Source organism: Streptomyces sp. PA03-6a (assembly GCF_033792765.1).
Taxonomy (GTDB): domain Bacteria; phylum Actinomycetota; class Actinomycetes; order Streptomycetales; family Streptomycetaceae; genus Actinacidiphila.
Map to the genome: position 1 here is coordinate 1 of NZ_JARAVK010000003.1, position 16932 is coordinate 16932.

Annotated in this window: 19 protein-coding genes; 6 read left to right on the top strand and 13 right to left on the bottom strand. The window is 73.1% G+C overall.

Features of this window, described 5'->3' with window-relative positions:
- Positions 1–637 (top strand): DUF5753 domain-containing protein (locus PV350_RS01125; protein ID WP_500332529.1); only part of this gene is annotated, 637 nt, incomplete at its 5' end.
- 552 nt (positions 638–1189) lie between these two features.
- Positions 1190–1417, top strand: a complete 228-nt coding sequence (locus tag PV350_RS01130) for a hypothetical protein (RefSeq protein ID WP_500332530.1) — start codon at positions 1190–1192, stop codon at positions 1415–1417.
- Positions 1418–1506: 89 nt separating this feature from the next.
- On the opposite strand, the gene PV350_RS01135 is transcribed toward PV350_RS01130, so the two are convergent.
- Positions 1507–1737, bottom strand: coding sequence for a DUF397 domain-containing protein (locus tag PV350_RS01135; protein WP_500332531.1), 231 nt, complete (start codon positions 1735–1737; stop codon positions 1507–1509).
- A 329-nt stretch (positions 1738–2066) separates the two neighbouring features.
- A complete protein-coding gene (locus PV350_RS01140; protein ID WP_499515969.1) occupies positions 2067–2918 on the bottom strand; it encodes a DUF3626 domain-containing protein in 852 nt (283 codons plus the stop codon).
- An 82-nt stretch (positions 2919–3000) separates the two neighbouring features.
- Here PV350_RS01140 and PV350_RS01145 point away from each other — a divergent pair, with 82 nt between their 5' ends.
- Complete coding sequence (locus PV350_RS01145; protein WP_499515968.1) at positions 3001–3435, top strand: hypothetical protein; 435 nt, start codon at positions 3001–3003, stop codon at positions 3433–3435.
- 65 nt (positions 3436–3500) lie between these two features.
- Here the strand turns inward: PV350_RS01145 and PV350_RS01150 are convergent, their stop codons facing one another.
- From PV350_RS01150 to PV350_RS01175, 6 genes are all read right to left on the bottom strand, one after another.
- On the bottom strand, positions 3501–4091 hold the full coding sequence (locus PV350_RS01150) for a shikimate kinase (protein ID WP_500332532.1): 591 nt from the start codon (positions 4089–4091) through the stop codon (positions 3501–3503).
- A gap of 94 nt (positions 4092–4185) precedes the next feature.
- The gene (locus tag PV350_RS01155) at positions 4186–4641 is read right to left on the bottom strand and encodes a tellurite resistance TerB family protein (protein WP_499515966.1); all 456 of its coding nucleotides are present in this window, start codon (positions 4639–4641) and stop codon (positions 4186–4188) included.
- A 94-nt stretch (positions 4642–4735) separates the two neighbouring features.
- Positions 4736–5608 carry an aldo/keto reductase gene (locus tag PV350_RS01160; RefSeq protein WP_500332533.1) on the bottom strand — a complete coding sequence of 291 codons (873 nt, stop codon included), beginning with the start codon at positions 5606–5608 and terminating at the stop codon, positions 4736–4738.
- Between the two features lie 106 nt (positions 5609–5714).
- Positions 5715–5864 (bottom strand): hypothetical protein, encoded by a 150-nt coding sequence (locus tag PV350_RS01165; RefSeq protein ID WP_500332534.1) that lies wholly within the window; start codon positions 5862–5864, stop codon positions 5715–5717.
- 25 nt (positions 5865–5889) lie between these two features.
- On the bottom strand, positions 5890–6495 hold the full coding sequence (locus PV350_RS01170; RefSeq protein WP_500332575.1) for a VIT1/CCC1 transporter family protein: 606 nt from the start codon (positions 6493–6495) through the stop codon (positions 5890–5892).
- Between the two features lie 150 nt (positions 6496–6645).
- On the bottom strand, positions 6646–7068 hold the full coding sequence (locus PV350_RS01175) for a hypothetical protein (protein ID WP_499515963.1): 423 nt from the start codon (positions 7066–7068) through the stop codon (positions 6646–6648).
- 271 nt (positions 7069–7339) lie between these two features.
- On the opposite strand from PV350_RS01175, the gene PV350_RS01180 reads away from it, so the two are divergent.
- Positions 7340–8107, top strand: coding sequence for an NPP1 family protein (locus PV350_RS01180; protein ID WP_500332535.1), 768 nt, complete (start codon positions 7340–7342; stop codon positions 8105–8107).
- A gap of 56 nt (positions 8108–8163) precedes the next feature.
- On the opposite strand, the gene PV350_RS01185 is transcribed toward PV350_RS01180, so the two are convergent.
- Positions 8164–9021 (bottom strand): aldo/keto reductase, encoded by an 858-nt coding sequence (locus PV350_RS01185; protein WP_499515961.1) that lies wholly within the window; start codon positions 9019–9021, stop codon positions 8164–8166.
- A 168-nt stretch (positions 9022–9189) separates the two neighbouring features.
- Between PV350_RS01185 and PV350_RS01190 the strand changes: the two genes are divergently transcribed.
- Together PV350_RS01190 and PV350_RS01195 are read left to right on the top strand one after the other, a co-directional pair.
- Positions 9190–10065 (top strand): LysR family transcriptional regulator, encoded by an 876-nt coding sequence (locus PV350_RS01190; protein WP_499515960.1) that lies wholly within the window; start codon positions 9190–9192, stop codon positions 10063–10065.
- A 130-nt stretch (positions 10066–10195) separates the two neighbouring features.
- Positions 10196–12712 (top strand): excinuclease ABC subunit UvrA, encoded by a 2517-nt coding sequence (locus PV350_RS01195; protein WP_500332536.1) that lies wholly within the window; start codon positions 10196–10198, stop codon positions 12710–12712.
- 28 nt (positions 12713–12740) lie between these two features.
- Here PV350_RS01195 and PV350_RS01200 read toward each other — a convergent pair whose 3' ends face one another.
- The 4 genes from PV350_RS01200 to PV350_RS01215 all read right to left on the bottom strand — a co-directional run bounded on the left by PV350_RS01200 (position 12741) and on the right by PV350_RS01215 (position 16915).
- Positions 12741–13193, bottom strand: a complete 453-nt coding sequence (locus PV350_RS01200; RefSeq protein WP_499515958.1) for a TIGR03668 family PPOX class F420-dependent oxidoreductase — start codon at positions 13191–13193, stop codon at positions 12741–12743.
- A 31-nt stretch (positions 13194–13224) separates the two neighbouring features.
- Positions 13225–14049 carry an LLM class F420-dependent oxidoreductase gene (locus PV350_RS01205; protein WP_500332537.1) on the bottom strand — a complete coding sequence of 275 codons (825 nt, stop codon included), beginning with the start codon at positions 14047–14049 and terminating at the stop codon, positions 13225–13227.
- Between the two features lie 108 nt (positions 14050–14157).
- The gene (gene secD / locus PV350_RS01210) at positions 14158–16422 is read right to left on the bottom strand and encodes a protein translocase subunit SecD (protein WP_500332538.1); all 2265 of its coding nucleotides are present in this window, start codon (positions 16420–16422) and stop codon (positions 14158–14160) included.
- Positions 16423–16486: 64 nt separating this feature from the next.
- On the bottom strand, positions 16487–16915 hold the full coding sequence (locus PV350_RS01215) for a hypothetical protein (RefSeq protein WP_499515955.1): 429 nt from the start codon (positions 16913–16915) through the stop codon (positions 16487–16489).
- Positions 16916–16932: the final 17 nt, after the last annotated feature.

The following is a 16932-nucleotide window of genomic DNA, read 5'->3' on the forward strand; positions in this document are numbered from 1 at the left end:
ATGCCCGGAACACCCGCCCGGACCCTCGAACAGCTTCGAATTCGACTGCCCGACCAGGACCACCAAGATCAATCCTGACAATTATTCAGAAACAAGCCCATACCAGCAGTCGGTCGTGCCAGGACTGCTGCAGACGGAAGGGTATGCGGCTGCCATGATCCGCGCGTTCTCCCCAGGAGAGTCAGTGGACAAGGTCAGGCGCATGGTCGAGGCCCGCATGCTGCGACAGGACACGCTTGAGAACGAGGACGCGCAGTTCCTCTTCATCCTCGACGAGGCCGTGCTTCGACGGCGGGTCGGAGGCCCCGCCGTGATGCGTGCTCAACTGCTGAGGCTTGCCGAGTTGGCCAGCGCGCGGATCCGCATCATGATCTTTCCGTTCGGCGTCGGAGCCCATGCGGCCCTGGCCGGCCCCATCACGCTCTTCGAGTTCACCGAGGACGTACCACCGTTCGTCTACCTCGAGAACGCGCGTGGGAGCGCAACCATCAGCACAGCATCCGAGTTGGCCGCCACATACCTCGAGCTCTTCCTTGACCTCGAAGAGAAGTCCGTAAAGGATCACGTGCCGGAAATCCTGCGTCGGATCGCCGATGCCATGGGAACCGAGCCTGCGGAATTCACGCTTCCTGACTGACGAGGGATCCGCAGCGGTCGGCGGGGGCACCGCCGGAACAGGGGTGTCGCCCGGGGCGCACGGATGCACCACCGAGTAGCAGGGGCGCACGGGTCGATCAATCACCTGTGGCTCCGCGGATACGGAGCCACAGAGCGAGCGCCTCCGCTGCAACGGATGCGCTGAGGTGCCGATCGCCCGAGCCAATGGACATCAGCGCCTGCACCGGGGAGGTTACACCCGCAATCACAGCAGGTCACGGCCATTTGCAATTGCTAGAGGCGTCGCTTCCCCCGCCTAACCTCTCTCCGCCGGTCCACGACTTAAACCAATCTGCTATATAGCGTCCGGCCGCATGGCAGACGGAGTGGCGTCTAAGTGAGGGTTTGCGCACGTCCCATTGTGGTGCCAATCGTGCGATCATGTGCGCATCCCGCCGGAATTCCATCCCGCCGGTGACCGCTCGCCAGAGGGTGATCAAGCCACGATCAGGGAAATCGGGTCTTACGGCCCGTCGTCTGCAAGCGACTGGGTCCGATTAAAATGATCAAGCCCGGGCCAACAGGAGCTGAAATGACAATCACGGGGCCGCCGGAAGAGTCTCGCCGAAAGGACGCCCGTCAGGTACCTCGACTTCCTCGAGCCAATGCGCTCACCGCTATCGTCATCGCGGTGTCGTCGCTCGCGACGGCCGTCGCCATACTGGCGACGGTGCAGGACGAGGCCGGCAAGGCAGCCGCGGGGGCCATCGCCACCGCCGGACTGGCCCTTGCCGGACGCCTGGGGACTCCCAGTCGGTGAGATCCGTCGCACGGTCAAGTCCCGTGCGACACAGTCAATATCTGCTGACGCGGCCGCACCTGCCAGAACCGAGTAGTGACGACTGAACGTCAGTCGTGCGGTGTCTCTGCGAGAGAAGCGTCCGCGTCAGCAAGGAACGTGCGCCACGCGTCAGGAGTGAACGTCAGTACCGGACCCTGCCGGTCCTTCGAATCGCGAACAAGCACAGCGGCACCCGTCCATGCGACCTCTACGCACTGGGAGCCGATGCTGTCACTCGCCGACGACTTCCGCCAAGACCAGCCGGTTGCGCTCACGCCCGTCCTTCCGCTGCTGGGCATGAGAGGCCCACTCACCGCACACCAACATCGACCATCCGCGTGGTGAGCGGTGATCTTCCGACGCCGCACGCTACCCAATTCCACTCGTTCCTTACAACCTGGACCTGAGGGAAGAGGTCTTGGGCCTGCCGCGTTCAAGGGTCGCCGCACGAACACCCTCTAATATCATTATTTTCGGTCGCGAATGACGTGATCACCGATGGGTCTCGACAAACCAGTGGCAAACTTCGCCCCGAAGTGCCGCCGGAAACGGGACGGGGCAGCGGACGCCCACGGGCCGCCGAAACGGGTTGCGAAAGGGCCGGGCTGAGCCACCGTCCCGTTCGGCGTCAACTTCGGGCGCCGTCCGCCCCGAAGCGGGCGAGGCAGTGCCACACCTTCTTGAGCGCTTGGGGGTCGTGGCGGCCGGTCGCGGCGGCCGTGCCGAGGACGCGGGGGTCGAGCAGGCCGTCGACCGCGATCCGGGCGCCCAGGTCCACGTAGTCCTGGCCGCGGTACGCGGGGCGCAGCCGGAGTTCCCCGACGGTGAGCCGGAAGCCGCCGTGCCACTCCACGGGGCAGGGCAGCCGGCGGGCGGCGTCCTCGACGGCCGTGCCCCGGTAGCAGGGGTCCAGGACCAGCGCCTCGACATGGCGGTCCAGACGGACCGGTCCGTGGACCTGTGCCTCGATGTAGTCGTCGAGGGCGTCCCTGGAGTCGGCCAGGGCGAGCGCGACCAGGCCCATGCGGTCCCCGACGCCGAAGTCCGAGGGTTCGAAGAAACTGTCGGGGTAGCAGAACGTCGTCCGGGCCACCGTCCCGGCGCTCAGGCGGAAGTGGGCGGACCCGAACCGCGGCGCGGCGCCGACCGTCTTGCGGCGGAAGTTCAGCGCCCCGTAGACGGGGCGTTCGGCGGGGGGCGCGGCGTCGTAGGCACCGTTGAAGATGCGGCTCTCCCACCGCCACCGGTCACCGCCCGGCCGGGCGGTCAGACCGCCGTTGCTCGTCCCCGTGACGAACTGCGAGTGGTAGACGCCGCCTTCGGACAGGGCCTGCAGCACCGGCTTGCCCCGCGCGGCCCGGTCCGGGTGGAAGTTCAGCGTGACCCGTAGCGCCGGATCCACCGGAGGTCCCGACGAAAGCCCCGTAACGTGCCGCAGGGCCCGCTCCCGCGGGGTCGGGGCGGTGGCGTCGGTGGCCATCCCCGCAGTGTCCCGCGGACGACGGGGAGTTCGCACATCCATATCACCGGCCAGGCATGATGTGTCCATGCGGAGATCATCTTTGGGTTCAGTCACCGTCGCCCTCGCCCTGACGGTCCTGGCCGGCGCCTGCGGGTCGGGGGACAGCGACCGGGCACGCGACCTCGCCCGTGAGGCGTGCGGGACCTACGAGATGTTCCTCCCCGGCGGCTTCGACACTCCCGAAGACCGGGACACCGTCCGCGAGCGGGTAGTACCCGCTCTCGAGGAAAGTGCGCGCCAGGCCGCCCAGGCCGCCCGCCTCGACTCGGACTGGCGGGAACTCGCCCAAGGGCTGTCCCGGACGGTGGAGTGGGCCTCGGCGAGCCTCGAACTCGCCGACCTGAAGGCGGATGCCGCGCCGGCGTCGGACGGCACGGACGAGGCGGACGCACTGCAGGCCCGCGTCCTCAGCCTCGGCAGCGAGCTCGACGCCCACGATCCCCAGGCGCAGTGCCAGAAGGCCCAAGCCTCCTGACGCCGGGAGTCGCCGCACGGCCGGCCGCGGACGACCCCGGCCGGCTCCCCGGCCACGACGCACCTTCACGCGGGGCCGCCCAAGTGGGCGGGGAGGAGGCGCAGCACGTGGTCGATGCTCTCTTCCGGGGTGTCGCCCTCCGTGCAGACGACGTGCGTCGCGACGGCGCGGCACGTGGGGTCGTGGAGCCAGTGCGCGAGGAAGTCATGGCCGTCGGTGATCCAGTCGGTCCCCTTGGACGCCATCGAGCGGCGGCGCAGCACGGCGAGGGCGCGCTCCGGGTCCGCGGCGGGGAGCAGCAGGTGGACCGCGGTGCAGGGGCGGAGGGCGGCGCGGACCTGTGCGCAGTGGCGGGGTTCGGCGTAGCTCGTGTGGCCCGCGCCGAGGGCGATCACCGCCCCGGGGTGGTCGGCGAGGACGCGCCGCACCGCGTGGACCCGGGCGGGCTCCCACTCGCGTTCGGCGGCCACGCGGCCGAGGGCGGTGATGCGCTCGCGCAGGCGCGCGACGCTCCAGCCGACCTCGCGGTAGTAGGTGTCGGCGATCGCGTCGAGGTCCGTAAAGGGGCGCCCGAGCCGGGCGGCGACGCCCTGCCCGACGGTCGTCTTGCCCGTCGCGGCCGGGCCCACGAGGACGAGCAGCGGTGCGGCTTCCATGGCGGGCCATGATGCGGCATCCCCCGCGGCAGGAGAAGAGCCGGGCCGCCCCCGGTCCCGGGGGCGGCCCGACGTGCGCACCGTGCGGGGAGGCTCAGAGGTCGAACTCCGCCGGGGCCAGGTCGAGGGCGTAGCAGGCCTCGCGGACGACGGCCTGCTCGGCCTTGTCGAAGTTGCCGTCGGCGCCGCCGATGACGATGCCGATCTGGACGACGGCCCGCGCCTCGGCGGGCTTCTTCCTGGCCTTGGCGATCTCCTGGAGGACGCCGACCTTGCCGAAGTCGAAGTCGGCGGTGAGTTTGTCCAGGCAGTCGTCGAAGCGCCGCTGCAGGTCGGCGGCCGGGAAGTTCTGCAGGACCTCGTTGGTCGCGATGAGCTGCGCGACGCGCTGTCGTTCGGAGGGGTCCACGGTGCCGTCCGCGGCGGCGACGAGGGCGCACATCGCCATGCTCGCGTCGCGGAAGGCGCCGCTCTTCAGGTCGTTCTTCTTGGCGACGAGCTGCGTCTGCATCGTCGCGGCCGAGTCCTTGATGCGGTCCCAGAGGGCCACGGTCTCTCCTCAGGTGATGGTCCGGCGTTCACCGAGGAGGTAACGAAGGACGCGCGGCGCGAGTGCCGCGCCGCACGGCGGCCGTGCCCTCGCGTCAGACCGCCGTCGTCAGCGCCTCGTACTGCTCGTCGGTGAGCCGGATGCCCGCGGCGGCGATGTTGTGCTCCAGGTGCACGACCTTGGACGTGCCGGGGATGGGCAGCATGACCGGGGAGCGCCGCAGCAGCCAGGCGAGGGCGAGCTGGGACGGCTGGGCGCCGTGCGCCTCGGCGATGCGGTCCAGGGGGCCGCCCTTCCGCGCCAGTTCGCCCGTGGCGAGCGGGAACCAGGGGATGAAGCCCATGCCGTGCCGCTCGGCGTGGGCGAGGACGTCCTCGGCCGCCCGGTCGGCGAGGTTGTAGCGGTTCTGGACGGAGACGATGGTGGCGGTCCTCGCGGCCTCGTCGATCTGGGCCGTGGTCACCTCGCTGAGCCCGATGTGCCGGATCTTGCCCTCCTGCTGCAGCGCGGCGAGTTCCCCGACCTGGTCGGCGATGGGCACCTCGGGGTCGACGCGGTGCAGCTGGAGCAGGTCGATGCGCTCGACGCCCAGGTGGCGCAGGCTCAGCTCCACCTGCTGCCGCAGGTACGCGGGCCGCCCGACCGCGACCCACTGTCCGGGACCGGGGCGGGTGAAACCCGCCTTGGTGGCGATCACCAGGTCCTGCGGATAGGGGTGGAGGGCCTTGCGCAGGAGCAGTTCGGCAGTGAAGGGGCCGTAGGCGTCCGCGGTGTCGATGAAGGTGACGCCGAGGGTGACCGCGCGCCGCAGGACCCGTACGGCCTCGTCGGGGTCCGCGGGGTCGCCCCACACGCCCTCGCCGGTGAGCTGCATCGTCCCGTAGCCCAGCCGGTGGACGGGCAGGTCGCCGCCGAGGTCGAAGGTGCCGGAGTCGCGGGCGTCGGCCTGCGCGCTGGTGGATGTCATGGGGGTCTCCTCGCGTCGTGCCGGCGGACGGCTGCTCACCAGCTTCAGGGGCGGCGCCCGCTCCCCGCTCGGCGGACTACGCCGACCGGCGCCCCCGGCCGGTCCCTCAGCTCACCGCCTGCCCGCCCGGGGCGTACGTCACGGCCGAGGCGGCGGCGACGATCAGCAGCTGGCGTGCCGCGGTCCGGGCGGCCTTGCGGGGGCCCGCGTCGGAGCCGAGGACCGCGCCGACGAGGAACGAGGCGAGGGCCGTCACGGCGGGGACGCCGCCACCGCGGCCGTCACGGCGGGGACGCCGCCACCGCGGCCGTCCCGGAGGTGAGGGACCACGGCGGCAGCGGCACGAGGGCCCCCCTCGTGAGGAGCAGCGGCAAGCCGACGGCAGCGACCATGGGCGATCCGGCCTCCTGGGCGCTGACGCCGAACAGGATGCGCAGGGTCGTCTGCCAGTTGGTGCGCTTGGCGGCGGCGATCCCCCGGCCGGCCCGGACCGCGGGCTCCTTGTCGAGGCCGCGGTCGCGCATGTGGCGCGTCATGTGCGCCGGCACGACGGGGGGACGACAGCGTCCACGCCCGGTGGAGGGCGTCCTCCTCCCCCCTGTACCGCCGGTGATCTCCCGCCGCCCGCGTACGGAGACCCCCGCGGCCATGGACAGCGCGCCGGCGAGCAGGCACGCGAGGCCGGTCAGCCGTACCGTCCCGGGACCGGCGCTCGCGCCCGCGACGCCGAGGATCAGGCAGAGGTTGGTGACCAGGCCGTCGTTGACGCCCAGCAGGGCGGCCCGGATGCCGCTGCCCGCGACGCGGTGGGCGGTGCGGGCGAGCCCGGCGAGTTCGGCCGGCGCGCGGCGGCGTCGCCCCGCGCGCCGCGCCGGGCGGGGTCCCAGCGCGGCGCGAGCACCGACCGGTCAGGACCCGTCGATGCGATGCGCAGCCTCCTCGCCGTTCGTCGCATCAGGCCACGGTCGTGCCCGGTACGGGGGCGGCGAAGGGCGGCGGGGCGGTGTGCCGGGCCCGCCGCGGGAGCGGGCCGGCCGTCAGCCGACCGCGTCCTTGAGGCTGTCGTGACCGGTGGCGGCGAGGATCGACTCGCGGACCTCGGGGCAGCCCTGCTGCGCGGCGGCGTCGAAGTCCGCGGCCGTGCGCGGCTGCTGCTCCGGGTGGTCGGAGACCCAGGTGGCCAGGTCGATCGCCAGGGCGGCCTGCGCCCCGACGTCGGAGCCGATGCCCTTCACCTTGGGCTGCTCATCGGTGAGGAAGGCGCAGAAGGCCGCGGCGTCGACCGGGTTGCCGTCGCCGCCCTTCGCCGGGTCCTCCGCGGAGGCGCTCCTCGACGCGCTCGCGCTCGCGTCCGGCCCCGGCGTGCCGGCGGAGGGCGAACCGCCGCCCGCTTCGGCGCCCTTGCCGCCGCACGCGGTCAGGAGCAGCAGCAACAGGGCGGCGGGCATCGCGTACTTCATGGTTCCCCCTCCGTCGGAACGCCCCCACGACGTCCGGTACCGCAATCCAACGCCCTCCTCCGGCGCGTGTCCCGCGGGCACACGGGTCCGGTACCCGGCGGTGACGATCCCGGGACGTCGCGGCCGTCCGGCCCTGCGCCCGCTATTGGTTGACGCTTCATCACCGGGACATCCGCCGAGGCTCGACGCGTCACCGCGGTTCGGGAAAGATGAGCCGGGCATGTCAATCAGGCCGTGCACTCCCCCACCGCGGTCGACCAGGAGGAAGCAAGTGAAGAGAAGCTCGCGTATCGGCAGGGTCCCGGCTGTCGTCGGCGGCGCGGTCGCGCTGGTGATCGCCCTTCCGGGGACGGCGTTCGCCGCCCCGCCCCCCGCCCTGCCCGCCAACGCGGACGGCCTGGAGCAGACGTTCCAGCCGGCGTTCGACTACGACACGGACGGCTGCTACCCCACCCCCGCCATCGGCCCCGACGGGACCGTCAACCCGGGCCTCAACCCCACCGGCGCCCTGAACGGCAACTGCCGCGACCAGTCGGACCTGGACAACACCAACGGCTACGCCCGCTACAAGTGCAACAACGGCTGGTGCGCCATCATCTACGGCCTCTACTTCGAGAAGGACCAGGCCATACCCGGCATCAGCCTCGGCGGCCACCGCAACGACTGGGAGCACGTCGTGGTCTGGGTGAAGGACGACCAGGCCCAGTACGTGTCCACGTCGGCGCACGGCAACTTCAACATCTACGGCCGCGACCAGATCCGCTGGGACGGGACCCACCCCAAGGTCGTCTACCACAAGGACGGCGCGAGCACGCACTGCTTCCGTCCCGCCAACACCAACGACGAGCCGCCGGAGAACCACTACCACGGCTGGCAGTTCCCCGACCTGATCGGCTGGAACGGCTACCCCGCGGGCCTGCGCGACAAGCTGAGCCAGGCCGACTTCGGCAGCGCGGTCTTCGGCCTGAAGGACGGCAACTTCAACGGCCACCTGGCCAAGGCCAAGCCGGCGGGCATCCCGTTCGACCCGAACGCCTGACGCGTGCGCCGGGACGGGGCGGCGCACCGCCCCGCCCCGTCCCGGTCACGGCCGTGTCAGACGGCGTCCAGCTCCGCGATCTCCTCCGCGGTGAGCACGAGTTCCACCGCGGCCACCGAGTCACGGATGGTCTCCGGCCGGCTGGAGCCGGGGATCGGGATCACGTAGGGGGACTTGGCGAGCATCCACGCCAGGCACACGCGCTGCGGGCTGACCCCGTGGGCCTGCGCGACCCGGGCGAACGGCGCGTAGGACGAGCCGAGTTCGCCCGCCTGGGAGATGCCGCCGAGCGGGCTCCACGGCAGGAAGGCGATGCCGAGCTCGTGGCACAGTTCGAGCTCCGGCTCGCTGGAGCGGAAGGCCGGGGAGAACTGGTTCTGCACGGAGACCAGACGGCCGCCCAGGATCTCGTCCGCCTGCCGGATCTGCTCCGGGTCCGCGTTCGAGACGCCCGCCATGCGGATCTTGCCCTCGTCGAGCAGGTCGCGCACCGCGCCGACGGACTCGGCGTACGGGACCTTGGGGTCGGGGCGGTGGAACTGGTACAGGCCGATGGCCTCCACGCCCAGCCGGCGCAGCGAGTCCTCGCAGGCCCGCTTGATGTGCTCGGGCGAGCCGTCGAGGGTCCAGCGGCCGTCGCCGGGGCGCAGGTGGCCGCCCTTGGTGGCGACCAGGACGTCGGAGCCGCGTCCGTGGGACGCCAGCGCCTTGGCGATCAGGGTCTCGTTGTGGCCGACCTCGTCGGCCCCCAGGTGGTAGGCGTCCGCCGTGTCGATCAGCGTGACACCGGCGTCGAGCGCCGCGTGGATGGTGTCGATGGACCGCGCCTCGTCCGGCCGGCCCTCGATCGACATGGGCATGCCGCCCAGGCCGATCGCGCTGACCTCGGTGGCGCCGATGCGGCGAGTCTCCATGTGTCCGTGGCCTTTCTCGGCTTGCGTCTCGTCTTGCGCACTGATGGCGTGCCGGCACGGCCGGAAACGGGTCGCAGCCGTGCGGGCACGCGGTCAAGCCTCGCCGGAGCTGCACCCACACGTCCAATAGAAGAAAGCGAACACATTCAGGAGCTAGGCTTCTGAATCATGGAGCTACGCCATCTGGAGTACTTCGTCGCGGTCGCGGAGGAGCACCACTTCACCCGCGCCGCCGAACGCCTCATGATCTCGCAGTCGGGTCTGTCCGCCTCCGTGCGCGCCCTGGAGCAGGAGCTCGGCACGCCGCTGTTCGTGCGCAGCACCCGCAGCGTGGAGCTGACCGCGGCGGGCCGGGCCCTGCTGGACGAGGCCTGCCGCACGCTGGCGAGCGTACGGGCCGCCAAGGAGGCCGTGGCCGCCGTGCAGGGCCTGATGCGCGGGGTGCTCACCATCGGCACCGAGCAGTGCCTGGCCGGCGTCGACGTGCCGGCGCTGCTGGCGCGCTTCCGCGCCCAGCACCCGGGCGTGGAGGTCCGGCTGCGGCAGGCCGGGTCGGCCGCCCTGGTGCAGGACATCACCAGCGGCCGGCTGGACGTGGCGTTCACGGCCCTGAGCGGCGAGGCGCCCGAGGGAGTGCGGCTGATGCCGATCACCCGGGCCCCGATGGTCCTGCTGTGCCATCCCGGGCACCGGCTGGCCGGGGCGGACTCGGCCGGCTGGGCGGACCTCGGCGGCGAGGAGTTCGTGGACTTCCACGCCGACTGGGGCGCGCGCGGGCTCACCGACCGGGCCTTCGCCGCGAACGGGGTACCGCGCCGGGTCGCCCTGGAGGTCAACGACGTGCACAGCCTGATCGACCTGGTCCACCACGGGCTCGGGATCGCCGTCGTGCCACGGCCCATCGCCCGCAAGGAGCACGCCGCGGGACTGCGCACCGTGACGCTGGACGGCGCCGAGGACCACGTCTGGGAGGTGTCGGCCGCCCTGCCCCAGGAGGACCGGGTCTCCCCCGCCGCCCGCAAACTGCTGTCCTACCTGCCGTGACGTCACCGTCCACGCCTTCGCCGGCGGCCCCGCCGTGGACCTGCGGGCACCCGCACCGGCGCGCACACTGGTGCCGGGCGCGCGGTGCCGCGCTCCCGGCACGTACCCCGACCCCGTTCTCCGGAGGGGCATGAACAGCACGGCCCACGACCCGTACGTCCGGGTGCGCGGCGCCCGCGAGCACAACCTGCGCAACGTCGACGTCGACGTCCCGCGGGACGCGCTGGCGGTGTTCACGGGGGTCTCCGGCTCGGGCAAGTCCTCGCTGGCGTTCGGCACCATCTACGCCGAGGCGCAGCGCCGCTACTTCGAGTCCGTCGCCCCGTACGCCCGCCGGCTCATCCACCAGGTGGGCGCGCCGGCGGTCGACGACATCCTGGGGCTGCCCCCGGCGGTCGCCCTGGAACAGCGCCGCGGGGCGCCCACCTCCCGCTCCTACGTGGGCACGGTGACGACCCTGTCCAACACGCTGCGGATGCTCTTCTCCCGCGCGGGCCGCTACCCGCCGGGGGCCGGACCCGTGGACTCCGACGCCTTCTCCCCCAACACGGCCGCGGGCGCCTGCCCGGTCTGCCACGGGCTGGGCCGGGTGCACAGGGCCACCGAGGAGCTGATGGTCCCCGATCCCTCGCTGAGCGTCCGGGAGGGCGCGATCGCCGCCTGGCCGGGCGCCTGGCACGGCAAGAACCTGCGGGACGTCACCCGCACCCTCGGGTACGACGTCGACCGGCCCTGGCGCGACCTGCCCGCGCAGGACCGGGAGTGGATCCTGTTCACCGACGAGCAGCCGGTGGTGACCGTGCACCCGGTGCGGGAGGCGGGCCGGATCCAGCGCCCGTACCAGGGCACCTTCCAGAGCGCGCGGCGCTACGTCATGCACACCTTCGCCGACTCCAAGAGCCCGGCGCTGCGCGCCCGCGCGGAGCGGTTCCTGGAGAGCTCGCTCTGCCCCGCCTGCGGCGGCAGCCGGCTGCGCCCGGAGTCCCTGGCCGTCACCTTCGCCGGCCGGAGCATCGCCGAGCTCAACGCGATGCACCTCGCGCGGCTCGCCGACGTGCTGCGCCCGGCCGCCCGCGGCGCGGTGGACGACCTCCCCGAGGGCCCGGAACGGCAGATCGCCACGACGCTGTGCGCCGACCTCGTCGCGCGGATCGAGGTCGTCACCGAACTCGGCCTGGGCTACCTCAGCCTGGACCGTACGACGCCCACGCTCTCCCCCGGCGAGCTGCAACGCCTTCGCCTGGCGACCCAGTTGCGCTCCGGGCTGTTCGGTGTGGTGTACGTGCTGGACGAGCCCTCGGCCGGCCTGCACCCGGCGGACAGCGAGGCGCTGCTGACGGTGCTGGTGCGGCTGCGGGAGGCGGGGAACTCGGTGTTCGTCGTCGAGCACGACATGGACGTGGTGCGCCGCGCGGACTGGATCGTCGACGTCGGACCCCTCGCGGGCGAGCGCGGCGGCCAAGTGCTCTACAGCGGCCCGGTGGACGGGCTGGAGGCGGTCGCCGAGTCCGCCACCCGCCGGTTCCTGTTCGCCGCGGGGCCCGATCCGGCCGCCGGGCGCACCGCACGGAAGCCGTCGTCGTGGCTGGGTCTGCGCGGCATCGCCCGGCACAATCTGCGCGGCGTGGACGTCGAGCTGCCCCTCGGGGTGTTCACGGCGATCACGGGGGTGTCGGGTTCGGGCAAGTCGACGCTGGTGGGCGTACTGGCCGGGGTGCTGACGGAGCACCTGGGGCCTTCCGGCACCGCGGACGGCGCGGCCGTTCGCGCGGACGCCGCCGAGGGCGACGGCGACGACGAGGCCTGGGAGGGCGCCGGCGCCGGGCCGGCGTTCGGCGTCCTGGCGGACGGCCTGCAGGCGGTGGACCGGCTGGTACGGGTGGACCAGAAGCCCATCGGCCGCACCCCGCGCTCCAACCTCGCCACCTACACCGGTCTGTTCGACGCGGTGCGCAAGCTCTTCGCGACCACCGACGACGCGCGGCGGCACGGCTACAAGGCCGGGCGCTTCTCCTTCAACGTCGCGGGCGGCCGCTGCGAGACCTGCCAGGGCGAGGGCTTCGTCGCCGTCGAGCTGCTGTTCCTGCCCGGCACGTACGCCCCCTGCCCCACCTGCCACGGGGACCGCTACAACGAGGAGACCCTGTCGGTCCGTTACCGGGGGCGGAACGTCGCGGAGGTGCTCGGCATGACCGTGGACGCGGCGGCGGAGTTCTTCACGGACGTCCCCGCGGTCGCCCGCAGCCTGCGCACCCTCCAGGAGGTGGGTCTTGGCTACCTGCGGCTGGGGCAGCCCGCCACCGAGCTGTCGGGCGGCGAGGCGCAGCGGATCAAGCTCGCCTCCGAGCTGCAGCGCGGCCGCCGCGGGCACACCGTGTACCTGCTGGACGAGCCCACCACGGGCTTGCACCCGGCCGACGTGGAGCTGCTGATGCGGCAGTTGCACGGGCTGGTCGACGCCGGCCACTCGGTCTTCGTCGTCGAGCACGAGATGAGCGTCGTGGCGGGTGCCGACTGGGTCATCGACCTGGGCCCCGGCGGCGGGGACGCCGGAGGGAAGGTCGTCGCCACCGGGCGGCCCGCGGAGGTGGCCGGGGCCGAGGGCAGCCGTACGGCGCCCTACCTGGCGCGCCGGCTGACGGGCTGACCGTTCCCTCCACGGTCCGCCCCCGGCTTCACACGGCCCGCCAGCCGCTCCAGCGCCGTACGGAGACCTCCAGGACGGGCCCCGCGGGTGGACGGCCCGCGTACTGGCCGTACTTGGCGGTCAGCAGGGCGACGCAGCGGGCGGCCGCTGCCGATCCGCCGGGCGGTCCGCCGACCGATCCGCCCACCGGTGGGAGGACGCGGGCCGTGCCGTCGGCGCGGGCCCACCACAGCAGGTCCCAGTCCTCGTCGTAGCGGTCGGCGAGCAGGCAGACCGACGGGTTGGCGTCGATGTTGGCCAGGCGTTTCAGGCGCGTGGTCCGTTTGGGTTTGTGGTCCACGGCCAGCGCGACCGTGTCACCGTCCACGGCGAAGACCACCGGCACCAGGTGCGGCACACCGGCGGCGTCGGCGGTGGCCAGGCGTGCGACGCGTGCCGCGGCGAAGCGCCCGCGCGCCTCACCGCCCGTCAGGGCCGGCATTGGGTCCTCCCCTCGTCGTGGCCCCGCCGGGTCAGCGGAACCGGTCGGCCAGCGCGGCCATTTCGTCCAGGTGCTCCAGGGTCTCCCGTTCGGGCAGCGTCGGCAGGTGGAGCAGCACCCGTTCGACGCCGAGCCGCTGGTAGCCCTCGAGCTGCTCGGGGCCGCCGCGGACCCCGTACACCGTCACGGGCACGTCGCGTCCGGTGACCTCGCGCAGCCGCTCGATGCGCGGGCCGAGGTCGTCCGGCGCGTCACTGTTGGCGAGCCAGGCGTCGCCGAACTCGGCGACCCGGCCGAACCCGCCCTCGCCGCCGCCGACGTAGATCGGCGGATGGGGCCGCCGTACCGGCTTGGGCCAGGCGAAGACGGGGTCGAAGTCGACGAACCGGCCGTGGAACTCGGCCCTGTCCGCGGTCCACAGCTCGCGGATGGCCCGCAGCCGTTCGTCGGTGAGCAGGCCGCGCGTGGCGGGGTCGGCGCCGTGGTTCCTCATCTCCTCGCGGTTCCAGCCGACGCCGACGCCGAAGACGGCACGGCCGTCGGAGACCAGGTCGAGGGAGGCCACCTCCTTGGCCGTGTGGATCGGGTCGCGCTGCGGGATCAGCGCGATCCCGGTGCCCAGCAGCAGACGCCGGGTGACGGCGGCGATCACGGAGAGGGCGACGAAGGGGTCGAGGGTGCGGTAGTATACCTCCGGCAGCTCGCCGCCCATGGGATAGGGGCTCTCGCGCTTGACGGGGATGTGGCTGTGCTCGGCGATGAAGAGCGAGTCGAACGCCCGTTCCTCCAGGGCGGTGCCGAGCGGGGCGGGGCGGATGCCCTGATCGGTGATGAACGTGGAGATCCCGATGTACACGACGGCTCCATGGGTCGCGGCGAGCGGATGACACCGCTGTGCTGCCTACCCCGCCCGGGTGGCCGCGCGACCACGACCACCCGGGAGGAGCATCGCGCCGGGCGTCCCTCAGCCGGCCGCCACTGGACGCGCGGTCACCGGCGCCCGCTTGCGCCGGTGCAGTTCCACGGCAAGCGGCGCGGCGGTGAACACCGAGGACCAGGTGCCCACGGCGAGCCCGATGAGCAGGGCCAGCGCGAAGTCGGCGAGCGATCCCTCCCCCAGCACGGCGAGCGCGGCGAGGATGAACGCCGCGCCCATCCCGGTGTTCACGGTGCGGGGCACCGTCTGCAGGACCGCCGCGTTGGCGACACGCGCGAAGGGGCGCCTCCGGTCGCGCCGGGCCAGTTCCCTGACCCGGTCGAAGACGACGACGGAGTCGTTGACCGAGTAGCCGACGACGGTCAGCAGGGCCGCGACGAAGACGCCGTCGACGGGCTTGCCCAGCCAGGCGAACACCCCCACGAGGACGACGACGTCGTGCGCCATGGCGACCACCGCGGCCGCGCCGAACGTCCACCGGAACCGGGCCGCCAGGTAGACGAGTTGGGCGGCCAGCGCCACGGCGAGGGCGATGACGGCACCACGCCGCAGCTCCTTGCCGATGCCGGGCCCGACGGACTCGTCACGGAGTTTCTCCGCCTGCCCGCCGAGGCCGCTGATCGCCGCGGTGACGCGGTCCTCCTCCGCCTCGGTCAGCTTCGCGGTGCGCACGGTGAGACGGTCGTCGCCCGAGGTCTGCACGACGGCCCGGGGGAATCCGGCAGCGGCCAGGACCTCGCGCGCCCGGTCGGCGCCCACCGGCCGGTCCGTGGCGTACTCGACGAGCCGGCCACCGGTGAACTCCACCCCGAGGTCGGCACCCCGCACCAGGACGCCGGAACCCGCCAGGACGAGGACCGCCGCCGACACGGCGAGCCAGCGCCGTGGGCGCCGCATCAGGTCGGGGTCGCGCCGGGTGATCCGCTCCCGTACGGCGCCGATGCCCGCGATGCCGGACAGGTGCGGGCGCCGTCGGACGCAGCGGCGGGCGACGGCCGTTTCGGCGAGGGCCCGGGTGATCACCAGCGCGCTGAGCATCGACGCGAGGACACCGATGCCGAGGGTGACGCCGAAGCCGCGCACCGGCCCGGAGCCCAGGAAGAACAGCAGCGCGGCGGCGATGAGGGTGGTGACGTTGGTGTCCGCGACGGCGCTGAAGGCCTTCCGGAACCCGGCGGTCAGCGCGGACCCCAGGCTCGCACGGCGCCGTGCGGCGTACTCCTCGCGGGCCCGTTCGAAGACGAGCACGTTGGCGTCCACGGCCATGCCGATCGCCAGGACGAATCCCGCGAGCCCCGGCAGGGTGAGGGTGGCGCCGAGGGCGGCCAGCGCGGCGTAGGAGACCAGGCCGTAGCAGGCGAGCGCGACCACGGCCAGGGCGCCGACGAGGCGGTAGACGGCGATGACGAACAGCGAGGTCAGCACGGTGCCGATGCCGGCGGCCCAGACGGCGGCCGTGACGGCCGCGGCGCCGAGGGTTGGGCCGACCGTGCGCTGCTCGACGGTCTCCACGGGTACGGGCAGGGCGCCCCCGCTGATCAGCAGGGCCAGTTCGCGTGCCTCGGCGTCGTCGAACGTGCCCGTGATCCGGGTCGAGCCGCCGGTGATGCCGGTCCGGCAGGCGACCGACGGGTCGACCTGCGGGGAGGAGATCACCTTGTCGTCCAGGACGATGGCGACGCGACGCGACGGGTCGCCCGGGGTACGGCAGGCCGCCTCGCCGGTCAGGCGCGCCCACGCGTCCCGGCCCTCCCCCTTGAAGTCGAGGTCGACGTACCAGCCCGCACCCGTGTCCTGGTCGAAGCTGGCGTGCGCGCCCTTGACGTCACCGCCGGTCAGGGAGGCGGCGCGGAGCCGGAGCGACTGGCCTGACTCGTCGGCGAGGACGCGCTCCGCGGGCCGCTTGGGCAGCGGGGTGGTGACGGCGTCGCCTTCGGAGGCCGTGCCGAGTACGGCGTGGAAGGTGAGCTGGGCGGTGCGGCCGAGGACGGCGGCGGCCTGCGCCGGATCCTGCACACCGGGCAGTTCGACGATGATCCGGTGGTCACCGGACTGCACGATGGCGGGTTCCGCGACGCCGAGGGCGTCGACGCGGCCGCGCAGCACCTCGACGGTGCGGGCGGTGGCCTCGGCGTCGGCGGGCGCCGAGGGGGTCGAGCGGGTCTCCAGGACGATCTGGGTGCCGCCGCGCAGGTCGAGTCCGAGGCGGACCGGCACGGTGGCGGCGACGTAGAGGGACAGGACGACGGCGATGAGGGCGAGCAACGCCCGCACGCGCGTGGCGCGTGTCACGGGGGCCTCCAGCAGGCAGGGCGCAGCCGCACGGGGCGGCATGCGAGGGGGATGTGAGGGAGTGTCAGCTGCCTGGAGAGGAGGGCGGGGCACGTCCGCGGCAGGGTGACGCCTGCGCGGTCGCGGGGGCGGCGCCGGCCGCGGACGGTCGCGGCGTGACGGACCGCGGGCAGGTGAGGGCGGTCCGGGCGGAGGCGGTCGCGGCGTCGAGGAGCGGCGAGTGCCGCTCACCCGGGGCGTCGCGCCAGGACCGGGCGGACGCGGCACGGTCGGCGTACGGCCCGGTGGCGTACGGCCCGGTGGCGTACGGACCGGGGTCCCGGTCACCCGTGGCGGCGGGGGGCGGCGGGGCCTGCCCGGGTCCCGTCGCGGCGACGGCCGGGACGAGGACCCCGAGGAGGGCGAGCAGGGTGACGACCAGCGTCCCGGCGACCGCCGTCGCCGACCGGCGAGGGCCGCGCGGGCGGGCCGCGGGGGCACGGCGCGGTGCCATGCGGCACCTCCTCGTCG